This is a genomic window from Paenibacillus sp. ICGEB2008 (assembly GCF_000307675.1).
Lineage (GTDB): Bacteria > Bacillota > Bacilli > Paenibacillales > Paenibacillaceae > Paenibacillus > Paenibacillus polymyxa.
The window spans coordinates 75,635-96,918 of the sequence record NZ_AMQU01000010.1 but is presented as its reverse complement, the minus strand read 5'-3'; the positions used below and the strand labels follow the sequence as shown (position 1 = coordinate 96,918).

Genomic DNA, 21,284 nt, shown 5'->3' with positions numbered 1-21,284 from the left:
CCCTATCTGTCGTGGGCGTAGGAAATTTGAGAGGAGCTGTCCTTAGTACGAGAGGACCGGGATGGACGTACCGCTGGTGTACCAGTTGTTCCGCCAGGAGCACCGCTGGGTAGCTATGTACGGAAGGGATAAGCGCTGAAAGCATCTAAGCGTGAAGCCCCCCTCAAGATGAGATTTCCCAGTATGTAAGACCCCTTGAAGACGACGAGGTAGATAGGTTGGGGGTGGAAGTGCAGTAATGCATGGAGCTGACCAATACTAATCGGTCGAGGGCTTATCCTAAAGATAAGACGCAATGAGTTTCGGATCCAGTTTTCAGGGTGTAAGCATCACATCGTATAAGTTCGAGTAGCTTATATGAGACGAGCTAACACACAGCATTTGGCGATGCTGATTCCTGAAAAGAATTTGCAAGGCAAATTCATGTTTGGTGGCGATAGCGGAGGGGTTCCACACGTACCCATCCCGAACACGACCGTTAAGCCCTCCAGCGCCGATGGTACTTGGACCGCAGGGTCCTGGGAGAGTAGGACGTTGCCAAGCAACAAGTAAAGAGGACCATGATCTTATTGAGATTATGGTCCTCTTTTTTGCATATAGATGTAATTTAGAAATATCCTTACAAAAGGAAGGTAACATTTTTGTTACGGAATGTAAGAGCAAACCCTGTATAATATAGGTATTGAATCCCATACACATACGCTGCTATATTGCAGAATTATGCAAACTCCATTATAGGATTTTGTATAGTCAATCAGGCTGGTAAGGAGGGAAGATCATGCGGCGAAATAAATGGCTTGCTCTATTGGTGCTATTCAGTGTCGCTGTCGCGATTCTTACCGGGTGCGTGGAAGAGGAGCCTTCTTGGACATCGTTTGAGGGTGCTGCTAACGAGAAGACGTTTCCAGTTCCCAAAGAAGCTAGTAAAACCGATCGGGCCAGCAGCAATTCGGACATGGACTATGTACGCTATGCACTGCCAGCGTTGAAGGAAAGCGATAGCCTACCTGCTCCTTATCTGGAGGAGATTGCAGCCTGGGGCTGGACTGAGGAACCGAATTTATCTACCTCGAATCAAAAGGTGTTCCAGAAAAATAAACACATGGTGCATTTGTCTGTGCATGATGGTTCTTTTACCGTATTGGTTCCAAAAGACAGAAAAGCTACTGTGAAGAGTAAAAGTGTAGACCTTAATTAAGAGTGCGATTTTCACTCAAGCGTGCAACACAAGATGTATTGTAAGGTCATAATTAACTCATAGCGTATTGGTTGCTGTGCGTATAATGATGAATGATGAGATGGGGAAGCACTTGAAACTGCCGTTGTGTAGAAAGTGGCTTCCTTTTGTATATTTGTGTATAGATCGGTTTACTACTTTTATGACATAGATAATGTGGGTAAATCCTATGTGGGTAAAGTTATTTAATGAGAGAACTAAGGGAATATAATTGCTAAATTATAAAAAAGGAGCAACCCGACCCGGGTTGCTCCTTTTTTATTGTTTTAAGGCTGAAGCGTTGGGGATGTATTAATTGAAGTTTCGATCTGTACAGATGGGAAGTGAATTGATTTACTGTTGATAGTAGGAGGCTTCTTCATCGGTGAACTTCAACATGCCGTCTTTTCTTTCGCCTATAAGCCGACTCAAGACGTATAAACGCGGTGCAATGAGCCATAGGTGCCAGAAGAGTAAGGATACGGTAAAGGCTGGCGGAGACCAGAGAATGAATACGGCTGAAAAGCAGATACCAATCCAGAGTGTATGTATGTGCACACGACGAAAAATCCTATAGCCTATGTATTGGTCTGTCATATAGCCTAGCCAAGGCAACCTGCGATGGAACGCCCAGCGTTTGCGGAAGGCTGTCCCACCACCTATGTATAGGACAGATCGCGAGATTACGAAGTGTACCCATAAGGTTAGGAAAAGGGCAAGAGCAAACAAAAATACACTAGTCCAGGAGAAGGCTAGAAGCAGAAAGAGAAGCATAATAACAGGCAGTGTGAGGTGACTCCATATCAGCTGACGTGGTATATTGATTTTTTTGATGAGCTTGTAGTGATAGTAGGTAGCTTTGGTTCCGGTTTCCTCTGTCATGCGAACAGTCCTTTCATTAATCTACTGCATCACAAGTGGCTTCCCGTCCACAGCCGGAAAAAGGGACGGTACTTCGCTCATGCGGCTTTAATAAGCATCAATCATTTTTTTGTAATAGTATAGAGCAACGACATCTAGCGTTAGCTAACCTATTCTATAATTACAGGAAAAGCTCTCACTGATGAAGTGTGCAAAGGCTTCAATGAAAGGGCATCCATACATAGAAGCTTTTCTTATTATATCGGCATATGCGGCTGTTTTTTTAAACATACGGGGTACAAACACCATAATAGCCCAAGGGGAATATATATAGAGTATATCGTCGAATTGGGCTATGAAAAGGTTTAAAATACTAGAAAGTGACCCATACTAATAGTAAAAGAAACAAGGTGGGATGGATATGCATGATCAAGGTGACCACCGCTGCATCATATGCGGACAACACAAACATGAAGGCATTTTTATCGTTTCCGAGTTTATCTGTGATGCGTGTGAAGCCGAAATGGTGCACACGGATGCAACTGACGCCAAATATCATTTTTTTATTGATCAACTAAAGCAAATTTGGGTTCAGAAAAATGCATAATATCCTTCGCTAGCTAGCGTTTGAAGGATGGGCATTCCAAGGTCTGTCGATACGGGCCTTTTTTCTGTGAGTAAAAGTAGGATTCCGCTTGATTTTACGATAAAATAGGGTAGATATAAAGCTTTGTTTGGAAGGATTGCAGAATGATGGGGAAAAAGGCGGTTCATGCACCATTAGTGGAAGCTCTAATACGTTACAGGTCTCAGGGAAACGCTTCTTTTCATGTACCCGGTCATAAAAACGGGCAAGTCTATAGGTATGAAGAAATGGCATCTCTGTTGCAAGAGGTGATGTCTATTGATGCGACTGAAATTACCGGACTGGATGATTTGCATCACCCAGAAGACGTGATTCGTGAAGGTCAGGAGCTGGCTGCGAAGTGCTTTGGTGCAGAAGAGAGCTTTTGGCTTATTGGAGGCAGCACGGTCGGTAATTTGGCCATGATTTTGACCGTATGTACGAAGCCGGGAGATGTACTACTGGTACAGAGAAATGTACACAAATCTGTTCTGAACGGTCTCATGTTATCGGGAGCCAAGGCCGTATTTCTAGATCCGGAAATAGATACACTAAGCGGGCTGGCGGTTGCTCCATCGACAGACACAATAAAGGCTGCTCTCAAGGCCTATCCATTGGCTAAAGGAGTATTACTTACGCTCCCTAACTATTATGGGATGGGGCATGATCTGACTGCTACAGCTAAAGCTTGTCATGCAGCCGATGTGCCGTTGATGGTAGATGAGGCACATGGTGCTCATTATGGACTGCATCCTCGTTTGCCAGTCTCTGCTCTTTCCTGTGGTGCTGATATAGTTGTCCAATCGACACATAAGATGCTTCCAGCTATGACCATGGGAGCCATGTTACATGTGCAAGGACGGAGAATTCATCGGGAACTGCTCCGTCAGCGGTTGGCTATGGTGCAAAGCTCCAGCCCTTCGTATCCATTAATGGCCTCGCTCGATTTGGCAAGATGGTATATCGATGCTTATGGCACGGATGCCTTTACCGGGGGCCTAGCAGCAGCAGACGCCTTTAGGAAGGGGCTGACGCAGCTCCCACGCTTTCGCTTGGTAGAACCTACACAGCAGGTAAGTGAAGAGTGTGGCGCTCAGAAGGGGATCTCTGAGGCCCTGGAAAGGGACGAGAAGAGAAGTGATGGTTACTCAACTCAGGACCCTTTTAAAATGGTGCTATATGATACATGGGGTGTACTAGATGGCTTTGGGTTAAAACGTGAGTTGGAGACTTACCGGTGTATCTCAGAGATGAGCGATGAGAAGCATGTGGTCTTATTGTTTACGTTAGGCTCTACAGCTAGGGATGCGAGTCACCTGTTGCAGGCTCTTGTGCATATAAATAATGATATAAGGTTTAAGTGGACGGCTGATAAGCCGGAGTTAGCGGGGATAGAGCAGCAGAGACTAGAATTGGATTTTTCCACGTGGAACAATGAGGGAATGAAGGCTTACTCCAGTCCGGTGCAGTTTGGGCTTCAACCGATTAATCCAGATCAGATGGAGATCGTGCCTGTGGAGGAATCAGCTGGCAGGATAGCTGCTGAAATGATTATCCCGTATCCTCCAGGTATCCCGCTGCTATATGCAGGGGAAATGATCACAGAAGTGATTGCTCTACGGATGATTCGTCTACGTGAGCTAGGAGCTAAATGGCAAGGGATAGCAGATGAAAGTATGCTTACGATTCGGGTATTCCGTTTACAATAAAGATTAGATACTAGAGAATTAACAAATACAGAAGACTGGATAAAAGAAGCATACGCAGCCTGTGGATGACTTTTATTTTTCAGGCAGGAAAGCAGGGAATAACATGAATCGCAAAGGCATTTTTATTACGCTGGAGGGGGGAGACGGCTCCGGTAAAACAACCATGATCCAACGACTGGCGAAGTATATGGAGGAAGAAGGCTATCCAGTCGTCACGACGAGGGAACCGGGCGGCATTGAAATTTCTGAAAAGATTCGTTCTATCATTCTGGACCCTGCTCATACCAGTATGGATGCCCGAACAGAGGCGCTTTTATATGCGGCGGCGCGGCGCCAGCATTTGGTGGAGAAGGTAAAGCCGGCTATTGAGCAAGGAGCTATCGTATTGTGTGACCGTTTTGTGGACAGTAGCCTGGTCTATCAAGGGTTTGCAAGAGGCATTGGCATTGAAGAGGTAGCTTCGATTAATCGCTTTGCGGTGGATGATTGGGAGCCGGATGCCACGTTCTATCTGGATATTGAGCCCGAGTTGGGATTGGCAAGAATCAATGCGTCACGAGGAGAGGAAATGGATCGCCTAGATATGGAAAGCATATCGTTTCACCATAAGGTGCGAGAGGCTTATCTGGAGCTAGCTCGCGAATTTCCGGAACGAATTACGATTGTGGATGCCTCTCCCGCACCTGAACAGGTAGAGCAAGTATTGAAGGATTTGCTGAAAAAGCGGTTTATTCAGAATTTTAGCGTATAATTGTCGAAGGATATACGGTAAAATTGAGCTAGGGACAAGGCTGTCTCTAATATGACTTGAAGGAGGAATACAGGATGAAGCTGATTATTGCGATTGTACAGGATAAGGACAGTAATAGATTATCCAGCGGACTGGTGAAAGCTAATTTCCGTGCTACCAAATTGGCCAGCACAGGGGGATTTCTGCGTGCAGGTAATACGACATTTATGATTGGTGTCGATGACAATCAGGTAGACTCGTTGATGAATGTCATTCGCAGCAGTTGCAAGGTACGTGAACAGCTGGTCACACCCGTCACCCCTATGAGTGGGACGACGGACTCTTATCTGCCGTTGCCTGTTGAAGTGCAGGTGGGTGGAGCGACAGTTTTCGTGATGCCTGTAGACCGTTTCGAGCATTTCTGAATCTACACAATAGAACCTATTTTGCCGATATGATAGTGGAAATGCCTGTTTCTCGCTCATACGATGAGAATGAGAAGCAGATCCACTAAAACGGCAGCGCTACAGCGCAGCCCCCGGAAAGCCGAAGAGACTCCCGAGTTCTCTATTGAACTGTTCGTTGAGGCAAAGGAAAGCATCCGGGGAGAAAGCAGGTTTATATGAAAATAAATCCGGGCTACCGCCCTTTACACAGTACATTGTCTACAAATGAAACGAGTGCCAAGCCAATTCAGCCGAAAAGCTTCTCCGATGTTATGCAGCAAAATGGGGAGCAGGCTTCGAAGGAGGAATTGAACCGGCGCTTTAAGGAAATTCAAATGCAGGGAGATCGTCTTGCTCGCTCAATGACGATTCGTGAGTTGAAGGCTTATAAGATGCTGGTTAAACGGTTTTTGGAAGATACGGTTCGGCGGGGCGTGTCTATGAAGGACACAAAGGGATGGGATCGTCGGGGACGCAGCAAGCGTTATAAGCTGATTGATGAAGTGGATGAGCTATTGCTCAAAATGGCAGATGAGCTGCTCGATACCGAGCAAGGGAAGATTGAGCTTTTGCAAGGAGTCGGTGAGATTAGAGGCTTGCTGATTAATCTCTCATTTTAATGCAGTCTTATGTTATAAATGAATACAGACGGGCTGTTGCCACGAAGAAATAATCTGCTTGCTGATCATGCTGGCAGATTATTTTTGACTATGTACATGTGGGCAAACGTAATATGCGAATAGCGGCACAGCTATACTGAAGAACCATGATTTGAGGGTGAGAGCATCACAACATCAACAAACTCGCCCGGGAAAACAATGATTTGCTGATGATTCATCGTTGTTTTCAGTGGAGAAAGTGAGGAAATATGTCTTTCCAACATATATTGGGGCAGGATGTAGCCAAAAAAAATGCTGCAAAGTGCATTGCGAAATCACACAGTCAGCCATGCTTATGTTTTTAGCGGACCGCAGGGAAGCGGACAGATGAACATGGCACAGACCTTTGCCAAGGCTTTATTCTGTGAAAAACAGACGGATGATGCATGTGGCGAGTGCTTATCATGCCGCAAGGTAGAGCACGGGAATCACCCGGACTTGCACATTGTGGAGCCTGATGGAGCAACGGTTAAAATCGATCAGATTCGCGGGCTTCAACGAATATTTTCATACAAATCTGAAAGCTCCAACCCGAAGGTATATATCATTCGACAGGCGGATACCATGACAGTGCAAGCTGCTAACAGCTTGCTTAAGTTTTTGGAGGAGCCTCAGATTCCCGTGGTCGGTATACTCATTTCAGAGAATGGACAGGCGTTGTTGCCTACGATTCAATCGCGGACACAGCAGGTGCCTTTCCACGCTTTACAGCCGGAAATGATGATGCAGGTGTTAATTGGGGAAGGCTATACGGCAGGACTTGTCCGGTCAGTGGTTCATATGGCTTCAGGACTGGAATCATGTAGAGAAATTCTCCAGCAGAATTGGTTTGCAGAAATTAGAAACGTAGTGTTACAATTAGTGAAGGAGTCCATGAGCCGGGGGAGTTCGTCGATTATTCTGGCTCAACAGAAGATTTTTAAAACTGGACTTTCTGAACACCTGGATATTCTGTTTCATCTGTTTCATTTGTGGTTTAAAGATATGCTTCATTTCCGTTACGGAAGGCACGAAAGCATTGTTTTCATAGATCATTTGGAGTCCGTCTCCAAATTGGCAATCACCCGCAGCACGGAACAATGGGTCTCTTATATGGATTTGGCCGCGAATTGCAGGAAGAAGCTCCGTTTTCACGTCAACGGACAATTATGCGTGGAGCAGCTTCTGATTGGGTTGTCCGATACAAGCGGTTCTATCACCGGCTAACAGGAAGGCGCGCTTGTTCCACTCTGCACAATCCGCGACGCCAGGTTCCCGGTTTGTGCGACAGTGAGACTTCAATTGCGGCCATTCTTACAATGTCGGCTACAAATGAGGTTTAGTGGCATACAAGGGGGTTAATTTTTGTATAGTGTAGTGGGTGTCCGTTTCAAGAAGGCGGGCAAGACTTATTATTTTGATCCGCTGGACCTTCCAGTGGAGAAAGAAAACTGCGTCATAGTAGAGACCGCTCGCGGTATTGAATATGGCAAGGTTGTGGTGGGCAAAAAAGAAGTAAATGATTCGGATGTTGTCCTACCCTTAAAAAAAGTCATTCGTATTGCCGGAGATGATGACGCTCTTGTTGTAGAAGAGAATAAATTGGCGGCCAAGGATGCATTCGGTACGTGTTTAAATAAAATTAAAGACCATAACCTTAAAATGAAGCTGGTAGATGTGGAATTTACATTTGACCGCAATAAGATCATTTTTTATTTTACGGCTGAGGGTCGGGTTGATTTTCGAGAGCTTGTAAAGGATTTGGCCAGCATTTTTCGTACACGAATTGAGCTGCGGCAGATCGGAGTACGGGATGAGGCTAAAATGCTTGGTGGAATCGGACCTTGCGGACGTATTCTGTGTTGTTCCTCATGGCTGGGGGATTTTGACCCGGTATCTATTAAGATGGCGAAGGATCAGAGCTTGTCACTGAATCCGACGAAAATTTCCGGGTTGTGCGGAAGATTGATGTGCTGTCTCAAATTTGAACATGATAACTACGAGAGCATGCGGGAAGAGCTGCCTCAGGTAGGTAAGATGGTTATCACCTCTCTGGGAGAAGGGAAAGTGGTAGGTGTCAATGCAGGCCATCGTACGGTACATGTTCAACTGTTTGAGATCAGTAAGGTCAAGGAACTTCCAATGGACGATGTAGTCGTCAAGTAAACCATTAGGTTGCTTCGGGGTGGAAACTTGGATAAATTAAATGTTTTTGCGCGTATTCACGAAATGGAAACCCAAATGGGACAGTTGCATAGCGATCTGGGTGAATTGAAACTGGCAGTAAAAGAGCTGCTGGAGGAAAATCAACGACTAACGATTGAAAACGAACAGGTGCGCAAGATGCTCAAACGTGAAACCTCTGGAGAAGAAAAGACGGCAAGCAAGCCGAAGCTTCCTCCTCCGATTGTCGTTAAGAATGAAGAGGAGACGGGTGAGGTCGTGGGCGAAGGCTACGACAATCTGGCAAGGCTGTATCATGAAGGATTTCATATATGCAACGTGTATTACGGACATTTGCGAACAGAAGGCGATTGCCTCTTCTGTCTGTCATTTTTGAATAAATAAAAACAAGCCGTAGGAGCAAGATGCCTACGGCTTTTTTGTAAGGAAGTATGAGTAAAAAGCGATTTAGGTTATAGGATAGGAGAGCATTATGTACGAAAATGAAAAGAAGTCTGAACGAATTGATGATCTGCTTTCACATAATCTGCGTATTATTCAGAGTGATGAAGTGTTCAGCTTTTCGATGGATGCGGTCTTGCTGGCACGGTTTGCTGGTATTCCGCTTCAGCGTGGGAAGATTCTCGATTTGTGTACGGGCAATGGGGTTGTTCCCATACTGTTGACGACACGCACCAAAGCATCTATTGAAGGAATTGAGATTCAACCACGCCTGGCAGATATGGCTAGACGGTCTGTTAGTTTGAATGGATTAGAATCTGCAATTGAGATTCGGGAAGGAGACTTGCGTGAGCTGGTTCAAATCACGGGACATGGCGTGTATGATGCGATTACCGTGAATCCTCCCTATATGCCGCTAAATGGTAGCGATATCAAGCTGAATCCTCACCAGGCCATTGCTCGTCATGAAGTGAACTGTACACTGGAAGAAGTCATCCAGGCATGTTCTCGGCTTGTCCGAAATGGGGGGAAAGTATCGATGGTTCATCGCCCACAGCGCCTGGGTGAGATTATATCCTTGATGCGCAGTTATAGCCTGGAACCCAAGCGGATACGTTTTGTTCACCCACGGATTCATATGGAAGCAAATATGGTACTTGTTGAAGCAATGCGTGACGGCAAACCGGAAGTTCGTCTATTACCCCCACTCATTGTATATCAGGAAGATGGGAACTATACTCAGGAAATAAGGGAAATCTATGGAGAAGTAAGCAAGGGGGATTCAGTGTGACAGCAGCTGTACAAAAAAGCTTTAGTAACCGTGAAGAGGAACGGGGAAAGTTATATCTCGTTGCTACCCCGATTGGCAATCTGGACGATATGACCTTTAGGGCAATTAACACCCTAAAGTCATGCAATATTATCGCTGCTGAGGATACGAGGCAAACACGCAAATTGCTCACACATTTCGACATCACGCCGGAAATGCTCTTCAGTTATCATGAACATAATAAAGCTGCCAGTGGGCCTGAGCTGATACGTTATATAATAGAAGGAAAAAATTTGGCACTGGTTAGCGATGCAGGTCTACCGGCCATTTCTGATCCTGGTTCGGATCTGGTCAAGCTGGCACTTGAAGCAGAAATCAGTGTTATTCCTATCCCAGGGGCAAATGCTGCACTATCCGCTTTAATTGCCTCAGGACTGGATACAGAGAGGTTTACCTTCGCTGGATTTCCACCAAGGGAGAAAAAGGATCTAGAGAAGTTGTTACAATCATTTCAGGTATCCCATGGCACGATTCTTTTTTATGAGTCGCCCCACCGTATTGTAAAGACATTGACAGTAATAAAGGAAACATTAGGATCACGCAACGTAGTACTTGCCCGTGAACTGACCAAGCTGCATGAGGAATGGGTGCGTGGAACGGTGGAACAATGTCTTGCAAAACTAGAGGAGAATCCACCGATTGGTGAATATTGTCTGGTCGTTGAGGGGAAAAACGAAGAGGAAGAGGAACAGGAGCGTCAGGCATGGTGGCAGGACTTATCTTTGGAGTCTCACGTCGCGCATTACGAGTCAGAGGGGCTTACGCGCAAGGATGCCATGAAGCGTACAGCTACAGACCGTTCAATTTCCAAGAGGGATGTATACAACGCACTTTTATGAGTACGTGTGTAAACAAAAAAGGGCCTTCCAACGGTTGGGTTCAAACCGTGGAAGGCAACAAGGAGTATATATGAAAAAGGTTAGAATTAACAATCTCTGATAAGTCTATTATATACTAAAATTCTCAGTTTGTCACAGGTGTTGGGATTTCGGAAATGCAATCTTGGCAAACAATTTTCCCTTTAAAGTAAATTACGTTCTCAGCATTGCCGCAGAAGATACAAGCAGGCTCGTATTTTTTAAGCATGATGCGCTCACCATCAACGTAAATTTCCAAAGCGTCTTTCTCTCCGATTCCCAGGGTACGGCGCAATTCGATTGGAATAACAACACGTCCGAGCTCGTCAACTTTTCTTACAATACCAGTGGATTTCATCATAATAAATCAGGCTCCTCTCGCCGTTTAAAATAATATAAGTGTCATCATTCGACAAAATTTTCTCTTTTCTGATATTTACTATACCAACGATTCCCAAAACAGTCAACCTTAAAAAAGTAGTAACAGCCTAATTATGCAAAAGTATTTAGAACAAAGAGCTTTATTCATGTGAATTACCTTATTTTACGGATGATTTGTCTTGTGTGTCGATTTGGAAATGTCGAAAAGTGATAATTCGACATATTACGACAAATAATGTCGAATAAGGGAGGGCGTTTAGGATTTTATTGTATTTTAATCCATTATTCCGAATATTAAAGGAGCTGATATCTTGCACCAGCCACTCAGTGAAGAAAAAGTTTTTAAGGACCCGGTACATAATTACATCCATGTTCAGGATACTGCGATATGGCGATTGATCAATACGCCGGAGTTCCAACGTTTACGACGCATTCGGCAGTTAGGCACATCTTATCTTACGTTTCATGGAGCGGAGCATAGCCGGTTTTCACATTCACTGGGCGTATACGAGATTACGAGACGCATCATTTCCCAATTTGAACGTGGAGACTTTCCCGACTGGCCAAAGGAAGAAAGACTGGTTGCTCTGTGTGCTGCTTTGTTGCACGATGTGGGGCACGGTCCATTTTCTCATTCCATTGAAGAAGCCTTTCATATGAACCATGAGGATTGGACATGCCGCATTGTACTGGGGGACACGAAGATTAACGCTGTGCTACGGCAAGTGGATGAGATGCTGCCCCACAAAGTCGCGGCGGTTATAGCCAAAACGTATGATAAGCCGATTGTTGTCAACCTGGTAACAAGTCCGCTCGATGCTGACCGTATGGATTATTTGTTGCGGGATGCTCATTCGACAGGTGTTAACTACGGAACGATTGATTTGGATCGTATTTTACGTTTGTTGCGTCCTCATAATGGGAGAATTGTCGTAAAAGAGTCGGGTATGCATGCTGTAGAGGATTATCTAATGTCACGCTATCAGATGTACTGGCAAATTTATTTCCATCCTGTAACACGCAGCTCGGAAATCCTGTTACGTAAAATTTTTAAGAGAGCAAAGGAATTGTTCAAAAACGGATATGAATTTGGTTTTCTGCTTGATCCGCTGCCCGATCTGTTAAAAGGAGAACTAACAGTGGAGCAGTATTTGATGCTGGATGAGTCCTTGATTCAGACGGTATTTAGCCAATGGAAACGAGAAAAGGATGAAATTTTAAGTGATTTGAGTAGCCGTTTTATGGATCGTAGATTGTATAAATATGTAGAGATTGAAAATATGGATACAGATACCGTTGACCATATTCGAGAGGCTTTGAAAGAGGCTGGATTGCATCCTGAATATGATCTTGAAATTGATTTTCCAACAGATCTTCCTTATGATGTGTTTCGGCAGGGCGGCTCAACGGACAACCAGATTTTACTGCTTGGACGTCAGGGCGAGGTGCGGGAAATATCCGAAGTTTCGGAAATTGTGCGCTCAATAAGTGGCATTCACCGAGGAAAATATCACATGTATTTTCCCCAAAATAAATTGAATGGGGTAAAAGACAGGCTTCCTGCCGAAATAAGGAATTATTTTGTCAAACAATAGACAAATATATAGAAATGTAAGTAAAAAAAGGAGATGAAAACCTTGGATTTATTCGACACTCATACTCACCTGGATGCCCCACAATTTGACGAAGACCGTGAAGAAGTTATAGCACGTGCTGTCGAATCAGGAGTAACACGGATGATCAATATCGGATTTAATCGTGAGACCATTCCATCCACCATGAAGCTGGCTGAGACGTATGATTTTATTTATGCGGCCGTTGGATGGCATCCGCAGGATGCTATTACAATGCAGGAGGGGGATTTAGAATGGATTGCATCGTTATGCAGTCATAAAAAGGTTGTAGCGATCGGAGAGATCGGTCTGGATTACTATTGGGATACATCACCAAAGGATGTACAGCAGCGGGTGCTTCGAAACCAAATTGGTCTGGCACGTGAGCTCAACATGCCAATTGTTATCCATAACCGGGATGCACATGAAGATATTGTGAGAATTTTACGTGAGGAAAAGGCGAGCGAGATTGGCGGAGTCATGCACTCCTTTTCTGGGAGCTGGGAGACCGCTAAAATGGTGCTGGATATGGGCTTTCACCTTTCCTTTGGCGGGCCCATAACGTTCAAAAATGCCAAGCAGCCAAAAGAGGTACTGGCCCAGGTTCCGCTGGATCGTCTGCTGATTGAAACGGACGCGCCATACTTGACGCCTCATCCGTTTCGCGGGAAGCGAAATGAGTCGGCCCATGTGAGATTGGTGGCAGAGGCAGCCGCCCAAATTAAGGGAATTACGGTGGAGGAATTGGTATCCATTACGACCCAAAATGCTTTGGAACGATTTGACATTCAGTGAAAAAGCGAAGAAATCAATCAAAATAAAGAGATAGACGGAGCTAATTATGATTTTGTTGCAGGAAACTCAAGAATATTACAATTTTTTAACCGAATATTTTAAAAAATGTACTTGAAACCTGCTTTACAACATGCATGTAAACAGGATATCATCTTTTCAGTGAATTGTTGTTGAGTGTAAACATCAACAAATCATTTCATGAACCAGTCTCGCTGAGTCCCTTTTGCAGGGAACGGGGGAACCGATATGGCTTACAGTACGTCCGGCGTATGTGCAAGAGAGAATGTCTCTTCAGCAGCCGGCTCAACCGAAATTCATTTCCCGAATGGGATGAACAGGTAGAGAAGCCGTATTTCGATTTCTTTCTGGGTCTTCGGGGTGAATGTGAAGGCGACCGCCATGAGCGGTTGACCTAAGCTAGGGCGACTCTCTACGTCCGAACCCGACAGCTAACCCCGTAAGCGTAACAAGAGAGAAGCCATCTCGTGCATGAGTTTTCCCGCATATTCACACATGTCGGAAGCCACGAAAGAGCTCTCTAGTCTCTTTCTTTGGCTTTTTTTGTTGTGAATAAAAGAAAATCTGTCATCATACTGTGGTTAAACAGGGGAGGACAGCATGCCGCGAAGACGGGTACATGGTGCAGGACAGTCGCAGTACGGGCTTGTCTTGTAGAAAATCTGTTATAGTCACGTCAACGATCAACTATGTCTTACTCCAGACGGCGGGCTATGTAAGGAGGACGGAGGAAATGGGCATTTTCCGAAAAGAGGAGACCCATGAGTCACGCTCATCCAGCATGTCTTACGTATTACGTTGGAAGCAAGAGAATGTGCGCCAGGCTGCTTTGGTTGCTATTTTTCTAATCGCACTAACGATTATGATTTCAATTCTGATGTACACGCAATCTAAAAAACAAGTCTTTTTTGTCATCGATGGTAAGGCATCTGCAGTAGAAACCCGGGAATCCAAGCTCCAAGATTTGCTCAATGAGCATTCTATTTCACTTCAGCCGCATGATACAATTTCCATGCCGCTAAATGGAGCAGTACAGGATGGGGATCGCGTAGTCATTAAACGTGCCAATCAGGTTAAAGTATCCTCAGGCAATAAGACGAAAAAGCTGTACACAACAGAAAATACAGTAGAGGGTGCCATTCGCACTTCGGGCTATAAATTATCATCAACGGATAAAGTTTACCCTGCGTTGGATGCCTCTGTTTCAGCTAACATGGACATAAAAATCGTCCGTGTGAAGAAACAGCAGGTCGAACAGAAAAAACAAGTGCCTTATCAGGTCATCAAAACGGCAGATCCAAGTCTCTATAAAGGCGATAATCGAGTCATTCAAAGTGGCAAATCGGGTGTGGTAGTCCAGCATGTTCAAAAGGTATACCATGATGGAAAATTGGTATCCAAACAGCTGGTCAACAAGGAAGTCGCACAGAATCGTGTGGATAAGGTAATTGCGGTAGGAACGAAGAAAAAACCGGTCGTTCTAGCTGCTTCCATCGGCCCTAAAGATGCAGTTAAGGCTACAAAGGTTAGTTCGGGCAGTGCTGTCCGTAAAGCAGGTATTAATTTTAATTATAAAAAAGTTTTACAAAACGTCTCCATGACGGCGTATTCCGCACAGGAGCCAGGTATCGGTACACGTACCGCCTCCGGCACACGTGTCACGGAAGGACGCACCATCGCTGTCGATCCGAGTGTAATTCCAATCGGGTGGTGGGTGTATATTGAAGGGGTGGGCTTCCGCCGTGCGGAGGATACCGGTGGCGCGATTAAAGGCCACAAAATCGATGTGTATTATGAGAGTTTGAGCCGGGCCAACCAATTTGGTCGTAAGCACGGTAAAACCGTATATGTTATCGGACCTGTAAAGCCGGAAATCAACTAAAACAGGTTGTGTATGTTGAGGACAATGCGATAGTATTAACAACATAGTTATGCCATGCTAAGAAGAGGATACCCTCTTCTTATTTTGTTTTCAAAAGCAGGGAAAGATAAATATATGTTGCTGTGTAGCAGTGGAGGGAAACGAAGATGATCAAGGAAGTGATCGTGGTGGAAGGCCGGGATGATACGGTAGCCATTCGCCGTGCTGTCGAAGCAGATACGATAGAAACTGGCGGTTCAGCCATTAATAAAATGACGCTGCGGAAAATTGCATTGGCGCAGGAACGGCGGGGGGTCATTATTTTAACTGATCCCGATCATGCAGGGGAGCGTATCCGTAAAATCATCGCCTCCAAGGTACCCGGCTGCAAGCAGGCTTTTATACCTGAGGCAGAGGCGACGCGCAAAGGGGATATTGGCGTAGAGAATGCCTCGCCGGAAGCCATCAGACACGCTCTCGCGCGGGTACATACGACAGTGGAAGGTGCCGAACCGCTGATTGAATGGGCGGACCTGATTGACGCTGGACTTATTACCCATCCCAATGCTGCTGCACGCCGTATGGCCTTGGGGAATGTACTGGGTATTGGCTATTGTAACGGAAAGCAGCTACATAAGCGGCTCTCTGTATTTCAGATCAGCCGTGAGGAATTTGCCAGTGCGCTGGCACAAATCGAAAGTGAAGGATTGTGATATCCGTATGACAGGGATTCAAGATATAGCAACACCGCGGCGTACGAAGGAAATTATTCAAAAGCACGGTTTTTCGTTCAAAAAGAGCTTGGGACAAAACTTTTTGATTGATCAAAATATTCTGAGCAAGATCGTAAATGCTGCCGGTTTGGATGATACAAAGGGTGCGCTTGAGATCGGTCCGGGGATTGGAGCTTTGACTGAAAAATTGGCGCAATCGGCTAAGGCAGTTACCGCTGTCGAGATTGATCAGCGGCTGCTGCCCATTCTTGAAGAAGTGCTGGCCCCTTACAATCACGTAAAGGTTCGTCATGGAGACGTATTGAAGCTGGATTTGCGTGAGGTGTTCGCAGTCGATTTTGCAGACGTGAGCAAAGTGAGTGTCGTCGCTAATCTGCCGTATTACGTCACTACACCGATTCTGATGCGTCTACTGGAGGACAAGCTTCCTTTGGAGAATATCGTCGTTATGATTCAAAAGGAGGTGGCTGAGCGCATGGCTGCGTCTCCTGGTACGAAGGATTACGGCAGCTTAAGCATAGCCGTGCAATATTACAGCGAGCCTGAGTTAGTCTGTACGGTGCCGAATACAGTATTTATTCCTCAGCCGAATGTTGATTCGGCAGTTATTCGGCTGCGTGTACGAGAAGTTCCTCCGGTGGAAGTGGTGAACGAGAAGCATTTCTTTGAAGTGGTTCATGCCGCCTTTGCCCAACGTCGTAAAACCATTTCAAATAACCTAAAAAGCCGCTTCTTCACTAAAGAGAACAGGGACACGCTGGAGCCGCTGTTGCAACAAGCTGGTATTGAGCCTTCCCGTCGAGGGGAAACGCTGAGTATCGAGGAATTTGCGCGTCTCAGCGCCGTGCTGTTAGAGGCTGGAATATCCTAAATTGGAACCAAACTGTGCATTCACCCATACGATATAGGAGGGGTGATACAGTGTGATGAGTTTAGGAGACTTGGTCGTTCGGAAATCGTACGGCGGTGATGTCACGTTTCGCGTTGAGGACATCCAGCGGGATAAAGCGATCATTAAGGGGACGGAATTTCGGCTACTGGCCGATTCCCCGGTGAACGATCTGGTCAGAGTGCCGGCAGACCAGATTAGCGGTAAGACTCAACAGGCCCACATTAAGGCCGGGGAGTCTCTTAATCTTTTGCAACGGGCACGCCAGCAGCAAGCTGCCCGTAGCCAGGCGGCTCTGATTGGAGAGTGGAGTGATCCGGTGGAGTCAACGTATTTTGAAATGCCAGGAAAGGTTCTTCATCTGGATGGAGACCCTGGCTATTTAAGGAAATGTCTCAGTCTATATGAACAGCTCCGTGTTCCCGCAGAGGGACATCACGTTCACGAATCGGCAATGGCGGATACGTTATACCGACTGCTTCCCCGCATTCGTCCTGATATTGTAGTCATCACTGGACATGACGGTGTGCTAAAGCAACCGCAGCCTTATGATTTGTACAGCTTGAAAAGCTACAAGAATTCGCAAAATTTTGTGGCAGCGATTCAGGTAGCGAGACAATATGAGCGTCATCTGGATTCACTGACAATTGTAGCGGGTGCGTGCCAGTCCCATTTTGAGGCGCTGCTACGTGCGGGAGCCAACTTTGCCAGTTCCCCAGGGCGTATCTTGATTCACGCTCTGGACCCCGTTTACGTGGCTGCCAAGGCCGCATTTACTTCAATCCGTGATACGGTCAATATGGGAGACTTGTTTCACCAGACCATCAGTGGCAGCCGCGGAGTGGGTGGAATTGAAACAAGGGGAAGCTACCGCATCGGTTTGCCGAAGCTTGAAAATTTGTCAACGCTTAAAGTAACGCCTTCAGCGATCTGACATTCAAATGTGTATGATAGGATTTATCTGAACAAAAGCCTCTTTTTAGAGGCTTTTTGTCATTTTTTATGTATATTATTCCTGTTCGCAAAAAATTAAATTGACAACTTATTTTTCGTGTTGTTATAATATTTAGCTTGATTTGACAATCCCTCTAAAATTCGTTATAATGGACAAGGAAAGAGGTGGTCGTTAGGCAATGGCTAAAAATACGCTGTTGGAAATCAAACGCAGTCTCGACGCACATGTAGGGCAAAAGATTTTGCTGCGGGCTAACGGCGGACGCCGTAAGACCGTCGAACGAACTGGTGTCTTGGAAGAAACGTACCCTTCTGTTTTTATCGTCAAGCTGGATCAGGAGCAACAGACGTTTAAACGTGTCTCCTACAGCTATGCTGACATTCTTACCGAGTCGGTGGAGGTCAGTGTATATGATCCCGACTCTCACACAAGTGTAGTCGAATATTTCGAAACACCTTAATTCTTTTTTACGTGATTTATACCAGCTTTGCAGGTTTAACGGCGACCTCGTCATTTTTAATGGCGGGGTCGTTTTGTATTTACAGAGCAGGATGAAGCATGATATCTCTGCACATACTAAGGCGGGAATGATCTTCCTTATTCCATTGCCGAAGGAGGCGTATGCATGAGCCGAAGAAGACGGAGTGTTATGTCGGAAGAGCTAAAGTACGAACTGGCCAAAGATCTTGGGTTTTACGACACGGTCAAGGAAGAAGGCTGGGGAGGCATTAAAGCCAAGGATGCGGGCAATATGGTCAAGCGGGCCATTCAGCTTGCGGAGCAGGCGGCTTCTCGCAAATCGTAGCTCTCGGTGGTGCTGATGAAAAGCGGGGATATCCGGGGTCATACCGGGGCATCTCCGCTTTTTTGAACCTCATGACTTGACAGGCTGAGTCTGATATAATATGTTAAGCTGTCTTGAGGGAAAAGTTGAAGGTGGGTGAACGCCTTGAAAATATATGAAAAAGCACCGGCGAAAATTAACTTAATGCTTGATGTTCTACGTAAGCGGGATGATGGTTATCACGAGGTCGAAATGATCATGACTATGGTTGATCTATCCGACCGATTGACGATGTCCGAGTTACCGCGTGATACCATTATCATTTCTAGTCAAGCCGGGTACATACCATTGGATGAAAAGAACTTGGCTTTTCAGGCTGCGCGTCTGATCAAAGAACGTTATAACGTGTCTACAGGCGTCCATATCCATCTGGATAAGCATATCCCGGTGGCTGCAGGATTAGCAGGCGGAAGCAGCGATGCTGCTGCAGCATTGCGTGGACTGAACAAGCTGTGGAAACTCGGTATCTCGGATGCGGAATTAAGGGTACTGGGTGCTGAATTGGGTTCAGACGTACCTTTCTGCATTACAGGGGGCACAGCTTTAGCGAGCGGGCGCGGAGAACTGCTCAAGCCACTGCCGAATCCGCCACAATGCTGGGTGATCCTCGCCAAGCCGCCGATTAATGTTTCGACGGCTGAAGTGTATGCTCGTGTCAAAGCGGATCAGATTACGCACCACCCGTCTGCCCGGCAGATGGAACAGGCGATTCGTAACGCTTCTTTTACCGATGTATGCAACGCCCTGGGTAATGTACTGGAGGATGTGACATTAAAGCTGTATCCAGAAGTGGTGCATCTTAAAAACTCCATGATCCGTTTAGGAGCAGATGGCGTGCTGATGTCAGGCAGTGGACCTACAGTGTTCGGGTTGGTATCTAAGGAAGCCAAAGTGCCACGGATCTATAACGGACTAAGAGGCTTTTGTAAAGATGTATACGCAGTACGACTTTTGACCTGATTTTAGATATTTTCTTCATATTATAGTGGTAATTGTTGTACAAATACGTACGAAGATGATATATTTACTATTAAATATTCGGATTTTACTATATCACTTACATTCCGCCAGCAACCGGCCAGTCCGCCGGTGCTTTATTGTACGAAGCGGGCGGCAGGAGAATAGATCGCGAGGAATTGTTGTGAAAAAACTTAAAAGAAGCTCACGATTGGTGGAAATGACACAATTTTTGTTGTCACGGCCGCATACATTGGTGCCTCTTACTCATTTTGCAGATCGATACGGGGCAGCTAAGTCGTCGATAAGCGAGGATCTAGCTATTATCAAAGAAGTATTTGAGGATGAGGGTACTGGCGAGCTTCTGACACTGGCGGGAGCAGCAGGGGGCGTCAAGTTGATCCCACGGCTCTCCAAGCAGCATGCGCTTGCGTTTGCGAATGACTTGTGCGCGCAACTGGAGCAGCCTGATCGTATATTACCGGGAGGGTACCTATATTTATCCGATTTGCTGGGCCAACCAGCGATGATGAACGAAGCAGGTAAAATATTTGCGACCGCTTTTGCCGATCGTCAGATTGATGTGGTTATGACTGTAGAGACGAAGGGCATTCCGCTCGCATATGCAACCGGAGCACAGCTTAATTTGCCAGTCGTGCTTGTACGACGTGACCATCAGGTGACAGAAGGCTCAGCTGTAAGTATTAATTATGTTTCTGGATCACAAAAGAGCCTGCATACGATGTCTTTATCCAGACGTGCAATGCGTGAGAAATCGCGTGTGCTCATCGTAGATGATTTTATGAAGGCTGGCGGCACGATACAAGGAATGGTCGACTTGTTAGCAGAGTTTGATGCTGAGGTAGCTGGTGTCGGTGTTCTGGTAGAGTCGGGCGAGGTGGAGAACGAAGAGCGCCTGTTGCACGATTATATTTCACTGGCAAATCTGACCGCAGTCGATTCTCGAAGCAAGCAAATTACAGTCAAGCTGGGTAATTATTTTGATGAGTTAACAGGGCAGTAAATTGTCACAATTCATCATAAAATACCTAAATATGTCGAAAAGAAATCTTTTCAAAAAAATTACCTGAATTTAGGATACGAATTGTCCAAAAAAAGAAGGAATTCGAAATGCTGTGTGGAATGTATACACCAAGTCCTATTTGGAAAAAGGTGGTGAAACACACATGCAGATTACGGATGTTAGACTCCGCCGAGTGAACTCAGAAGGAAGAATGAAGGCGATTGCATCCATTACAATTGATAACGAGTTTGTTGTTCATGACATCCGAGTTATCGACGGTAACAACGGGATGTTCGTAGCTATGCCAAGCAAACGAACCCCTGACGGAGAGTTTCGCGATATCGCTCACCCGATATCTTCAGGAACTCGTGAAAAGATTCAAGCTGCTGTATTGACTGAGTACGAACGTGCAGCTGTTGATGAAGAAGTTGCTATTGAAGAAGGCGCTTAATTCGCCTAAAGCAGGATTGGGGTACAAAAGAAAAAGAGAGCCACTAACTGTGGCTCTCTTTTCTTTTTGTCTGGAATGAGATATATTCTTTAGTGAGTTAACAGTCAGTTTTAAGGCAACTTGGAGCCATCCGGGCTGCCGAAGCGGCTTTTTCATAAGACAGGGACTAGGCAGCGATGCGTCCCGGGGATGAACGTCCAGCACAAGCTGGCCTGAAAAAATAGCC

General features: G+C 45.7%; 23 protein-coding genes, 2 rRNA genes, 1 pseudogene and 1 riboswitch. Of the genes and pseudogenes, 24 read left to right on the top strand and 2 right to left on the bottom strand.

Translation table 11 applies throughout. The features are described from left to right. The 3 genes from C400_RS0111550 to C400_RS0111540 form a co-directional block, all read left to right on the top strand. Nucleotides 1–282: ribosomal RNA gene (locus C400_RS0111550) — 23S ribosomal RNA — on the top strand; the annotation flags it as partial. A gap of 144 nt (nt 283–426) precedes the next feature. Next, nucleotides 427–543, top strand: a 5S ribosomal RNA gene (gene rrf / locus C400_RS0111545). Nucleotides 544–778: 235 nt separating this feature from the next. Next, nucleotides 779–1,198: a hypothetical protein gene (locus C400_RS0111540; RefSeq protein ID WP_013368653.1), complete on the top strand. Its 420-nt coding sequence runs from the start codon at nt 779–781 to the stop codon at nt 1,196–1,198. Between the two features lie 372 nt (nt 1,199–1,570). Here C400_RS0111540 and C400_RS0111535 read toward each other — a convergent pair whose 3' ends face one another. Beyond that, nucleotides 1,571–2,098 carry a hypothetical protein gene (locus C400_RS0111535; RefSeq protein WP_016818935.1) on the bottom strand — a complete coding sequence of 176 codons (528 nt, stop codon included), beginning with the start codon at nt 2,096–2,098 and terminating at the stop codon, nt 1,571–1,573. A 400-nt stretch (nt 2,099–2,498) separates the two neighbouring features. Here C400_RS0111535 and C400_RS0111530 point away from each other — a divergent pair, with 400 nt between their 5' ends. The 10 genes and pseudogenes from C400_RS0111530 (at nt 2,499) to rsmI (ending at nt 10,518) form a co-directional block, all read left to right on the top strand. After that, complete coding sequence (locus tag C400_RS0111530; RefSeq protein ID WP_016818933.1) at nt 2,499–2,684, top strand: sigma factor G inhibitor Gin; 186 nt, start codon at nt 2,499–2,501, stop codon at nt 2,682–2,684. A gap of 143 nt (nt 2,685–2,827) precedes the next feature. Beyond that, entirely contained in the window at nt 2,828–4,411 is a 1,584-nt protein-coding gene (locus C400_RS0111525; RefSeq protein WP_017427071.1) for an aminotransferase class I/II-fold pyridoxal phosphate-dependent enzyme, read from the top strand. A 103-nt stretch (nt 4,412–4,514) separates the two neighbouring features. Next, nucleotides 4,515–5,162: a dTMP kinase gene (gene tmk / locus C400_RS0111520; protein WP_017427070.1), complete on the top strand. Its 648-nt coding sequence runs from the start codon at nt 4,515–4,517 to the stop codon at nt 5,160–5,162. Between the two features lie 74 nt (nt 5,163–5,236). Next, nucleotides 5,237–5,566: a cyclic-di-AMP receptor gene (locus C400_RS0111515; protein WP_007427998.1), complete on the top strand. Its 330-nt coding sequence runs from the start codon at nt 5,237–5,239 to the stop codon at nt 5,564–5,566. 197 nt (nt 5,567–5,763) lie between these two features. After that, the gene (locus C400_RS0111510) at nt 5,764–6,207 is read left to right on the top strand and encodes a YaaR family protein (protein WP_013368659.1); all 444 of its coding nucleotides are present in this window, start codon (nt 5,764–5,766) and stop codon (nt 6,205–6,207) included. Between the two features lie 248 nt (nt 6,208–6,455). Continuing rightward, nucleotides 6,456–7,452 (top strand): annotated as a pseudogene (holB, locus tag C400_RS0111505) (DNA polymerase III subunit delta'). A gap of 138 nt (nt 7,453–7,590) precedes the next feature. Continuing rightward, nucleotides 7,591–8,391, top strand: coding sequence for a PSP1 domain-containing protein (locus tag C400_RS0111500; RefSeq protein ID WP_013368662.1), 801 nt, complete (start codon nt 7,591–7,593; stop codon nt 8,389–8,391). A 27-nt stretch (nt 8,392–8,418) separates the two neighbouring features. After that, nucleotides 8,419–8,793: a DNA replication initiation control protein YabA gene (gene yabA, locus C400_RS0111495; RefSeq protein ID WP_016818929.1), complete on the top strand. Its 375-nt coding sequence runs from the start codon at nt 8,419–8,421 to the stop codon at nt 8,791–8,793. 88 nt (nt 8,794–8,881) lie between these two features. Continuing rightward, complete coding sequence (locus C400_RS0111490; protein WP_016818928.1) at nt 8,882–9,640, top strand: tRNA1(Val) (adenine(37)-N6)-methyltransferase; 759 nt, start codon at nt 8,882–8,884, stop codon at nt 9,638–9,640. Continuing rightward, entirely contained in the window at nt 9,637–10,518 is an 882-nt protein-coding gene (gene rsmI, locus C400_RS0111485; protein ID WP_016818927.1) for a 16S rRNA (cytidine(1402)-2'-O)-methyltransferase, read from the top strand. The genes C400_RS0111490 and rsmI overlap by 4 nt, the downstream gene beginning before the upstream one ends. A gap of 124 nt (nt 10,519–10,642) precedes the next feature. Here the strand turns inward: rsmI and C400_RS0111480 are convergent, their stop codons facing one another. Next, nucleotides 10,643–10,897 carry an AbrB/MazE/SpoVT family DNA-binding domain-containing protein gene (locus C400_RS0111480; protein WP_007428005.1) on the bottom strand — a complete coding sequence of 85 codons (255 nt, stop codon included), beginning with the start codon at nt 10,895–10,897 and terminating at the stop codon, nt 10,643–10,645. A 331-nt stretch (nt 10,898–11,228) separates the two neighbouring features. Here C400_RS0111480 and C400_RS0111475 point away from each other — a divergent pair, with 331 nt between their 5' ends. From C400_RS0111475 to spoVG, 11 genes are all read left to right on the top strand, one after another. Beyond that, nucleotides 11,229–12,512, top strand: a complete 1,284-nt coding sequence (locus C400_RS0111475) for an HD domain-containing protein (RefSeq protein WP_017427068.1) — start codon at nt 11,229–11,231, stop codon at nt 12,510–12,512. 42 nt (nt 12,513–12,554) lie between these two features. Further along, the gene (locus C400_RS0111470) at nt 12,555–13,325 is read left to right on the top strand and encodes a TatD family hydrolase (RefSeq protein ID WP_016818925.1); all 771 of its coding nucleotides are present in this window, start codon (nt 12,555–12,557) and stop codon (nt 13,323–13,325) included. Between the two features lie 200 nt (nt 13,326–13,525). Continuing rightward, a riboswitch (cyclic di-AMP (ydaO/yuaA leader) is annotated at nt 13,526–13,805 on the top strand. Between the two features lie 271 nt (nt 13,806–14,076). Beyond that, nucleotides 14,077–15,225 (top strand): 3D domain-containing protein, encoded by a 1,149-nt coding sequence (locus C400_RS0111465; RefSeq protein WP_017427067.1) that lies wholly within the window; start codon nt 14,077–14,079, stop codon nt 15,223–15,225. 146 nt (nt 15,226–15,371) lie between these two features. Beyond that, on the top strand, nt 15,372–15,917 hold the full coding sequence (rnmV, locus tag C400_RS0111460; RefSeq protein ID WP_016818923.1) for a ribonuclease M5: 546 nt from the start codon (nt 15,372–15,374) through the stop codon (nt 15,915–15,917). Between the two features lie 7 nt (nt 15,918–15,924). Next, nucleotides 15,925–16,809 (top strand): 16S rRNA (adenine(1518)-N(6)/adenine(1519)-N(6))-dimethyltransferase RsmA, encoded by an 885-nt coding sequence (gene rsmA / locus C400_RS0111455; protein ID WP_017427066.1) that lies wholly within the window; start codon nt 15,925–15,927, stop codon nt 16,807–16,809. Between the two features lie 55 nt (nt 16,810–16,864). Further along, nucleotides 16,865–17,761 carry a sporulation peptidase YabG gene (yabG, locus tag C400_RS0111450; RefSeq protein ID WP_014599339.1) on the top strand — a complete coding sequence of 299 codons (897 nt, stop codon included), beginning with the start codon at nt 16,865–16,867 and terminating at the stop codon, nt 17,759–17,761. A gap of 199 nt (nt 17,762–17,960) precedes the next feature. Beyond that, on the top strand, nt 17,961–18,242 hold the full coding sequence (veg, locus tag C400_RS0111445; protein WP_013308120.1) for a biofilm formation stimulator Veg: 282 nt from the start codon (nt 17,961–17,963) through the stop codon (nt 18,240–18,242). A 165-nt stretch (nt 18,243–18,407) separates the two neighbouring features. Further along, nucleotides 18,408–18,587 (top strand): small, acid-soluble spore protein, alpha/beta type, encoded by a 180-nt coding sequence (locus C400_RS0111440; protein ID WP_007428013.1) that lies wholly within the window; start codon nt 18,408–18,410, stop codon nt 18,585–18,587. Between the two features lie 144 nt (nt 18,588–18,731). Then, nucleotides 18,732–19,586, top strand: a complete 855-nt coding sequence (gene ispE / locus C400_RS0111435; RefSeq protein WP_017427065.1) for a 4-(cytidine 5'-diphospho)-2-C-methyl-D-erythritol kinase — start codon at nt 18,732–18,734, stop codon at nt 19,584–19,586. Between the two features lie 181 nt (nt 19,587–19,767). Beyond that, entirely contained in the window at nt 19,768–20,607 is an 840-nt protein-coding gene (gene purR, locus C400_RS0111430) for a pur operon repressor (protein WP_013368673.1), read from the top strand. Between the two features lie 163 nt (nt 20,608–20,770). Beyond that, nucleotides 20,771–21,058 carry a septation regulator SpoVG gene (spoVG, locus tag C400_RS0111425; RefSeq protein ID WP_007428016.1) on the top strand — a complete coding sequence of 96 codons (288 nt, stop codon included), beginning with the start codon at nt 20,771–20,773 and terminating at the stop codon, nt 21,056–21,058. Nucleotides 21,059–21,284 lie beyond the last annotated feature (226 nt).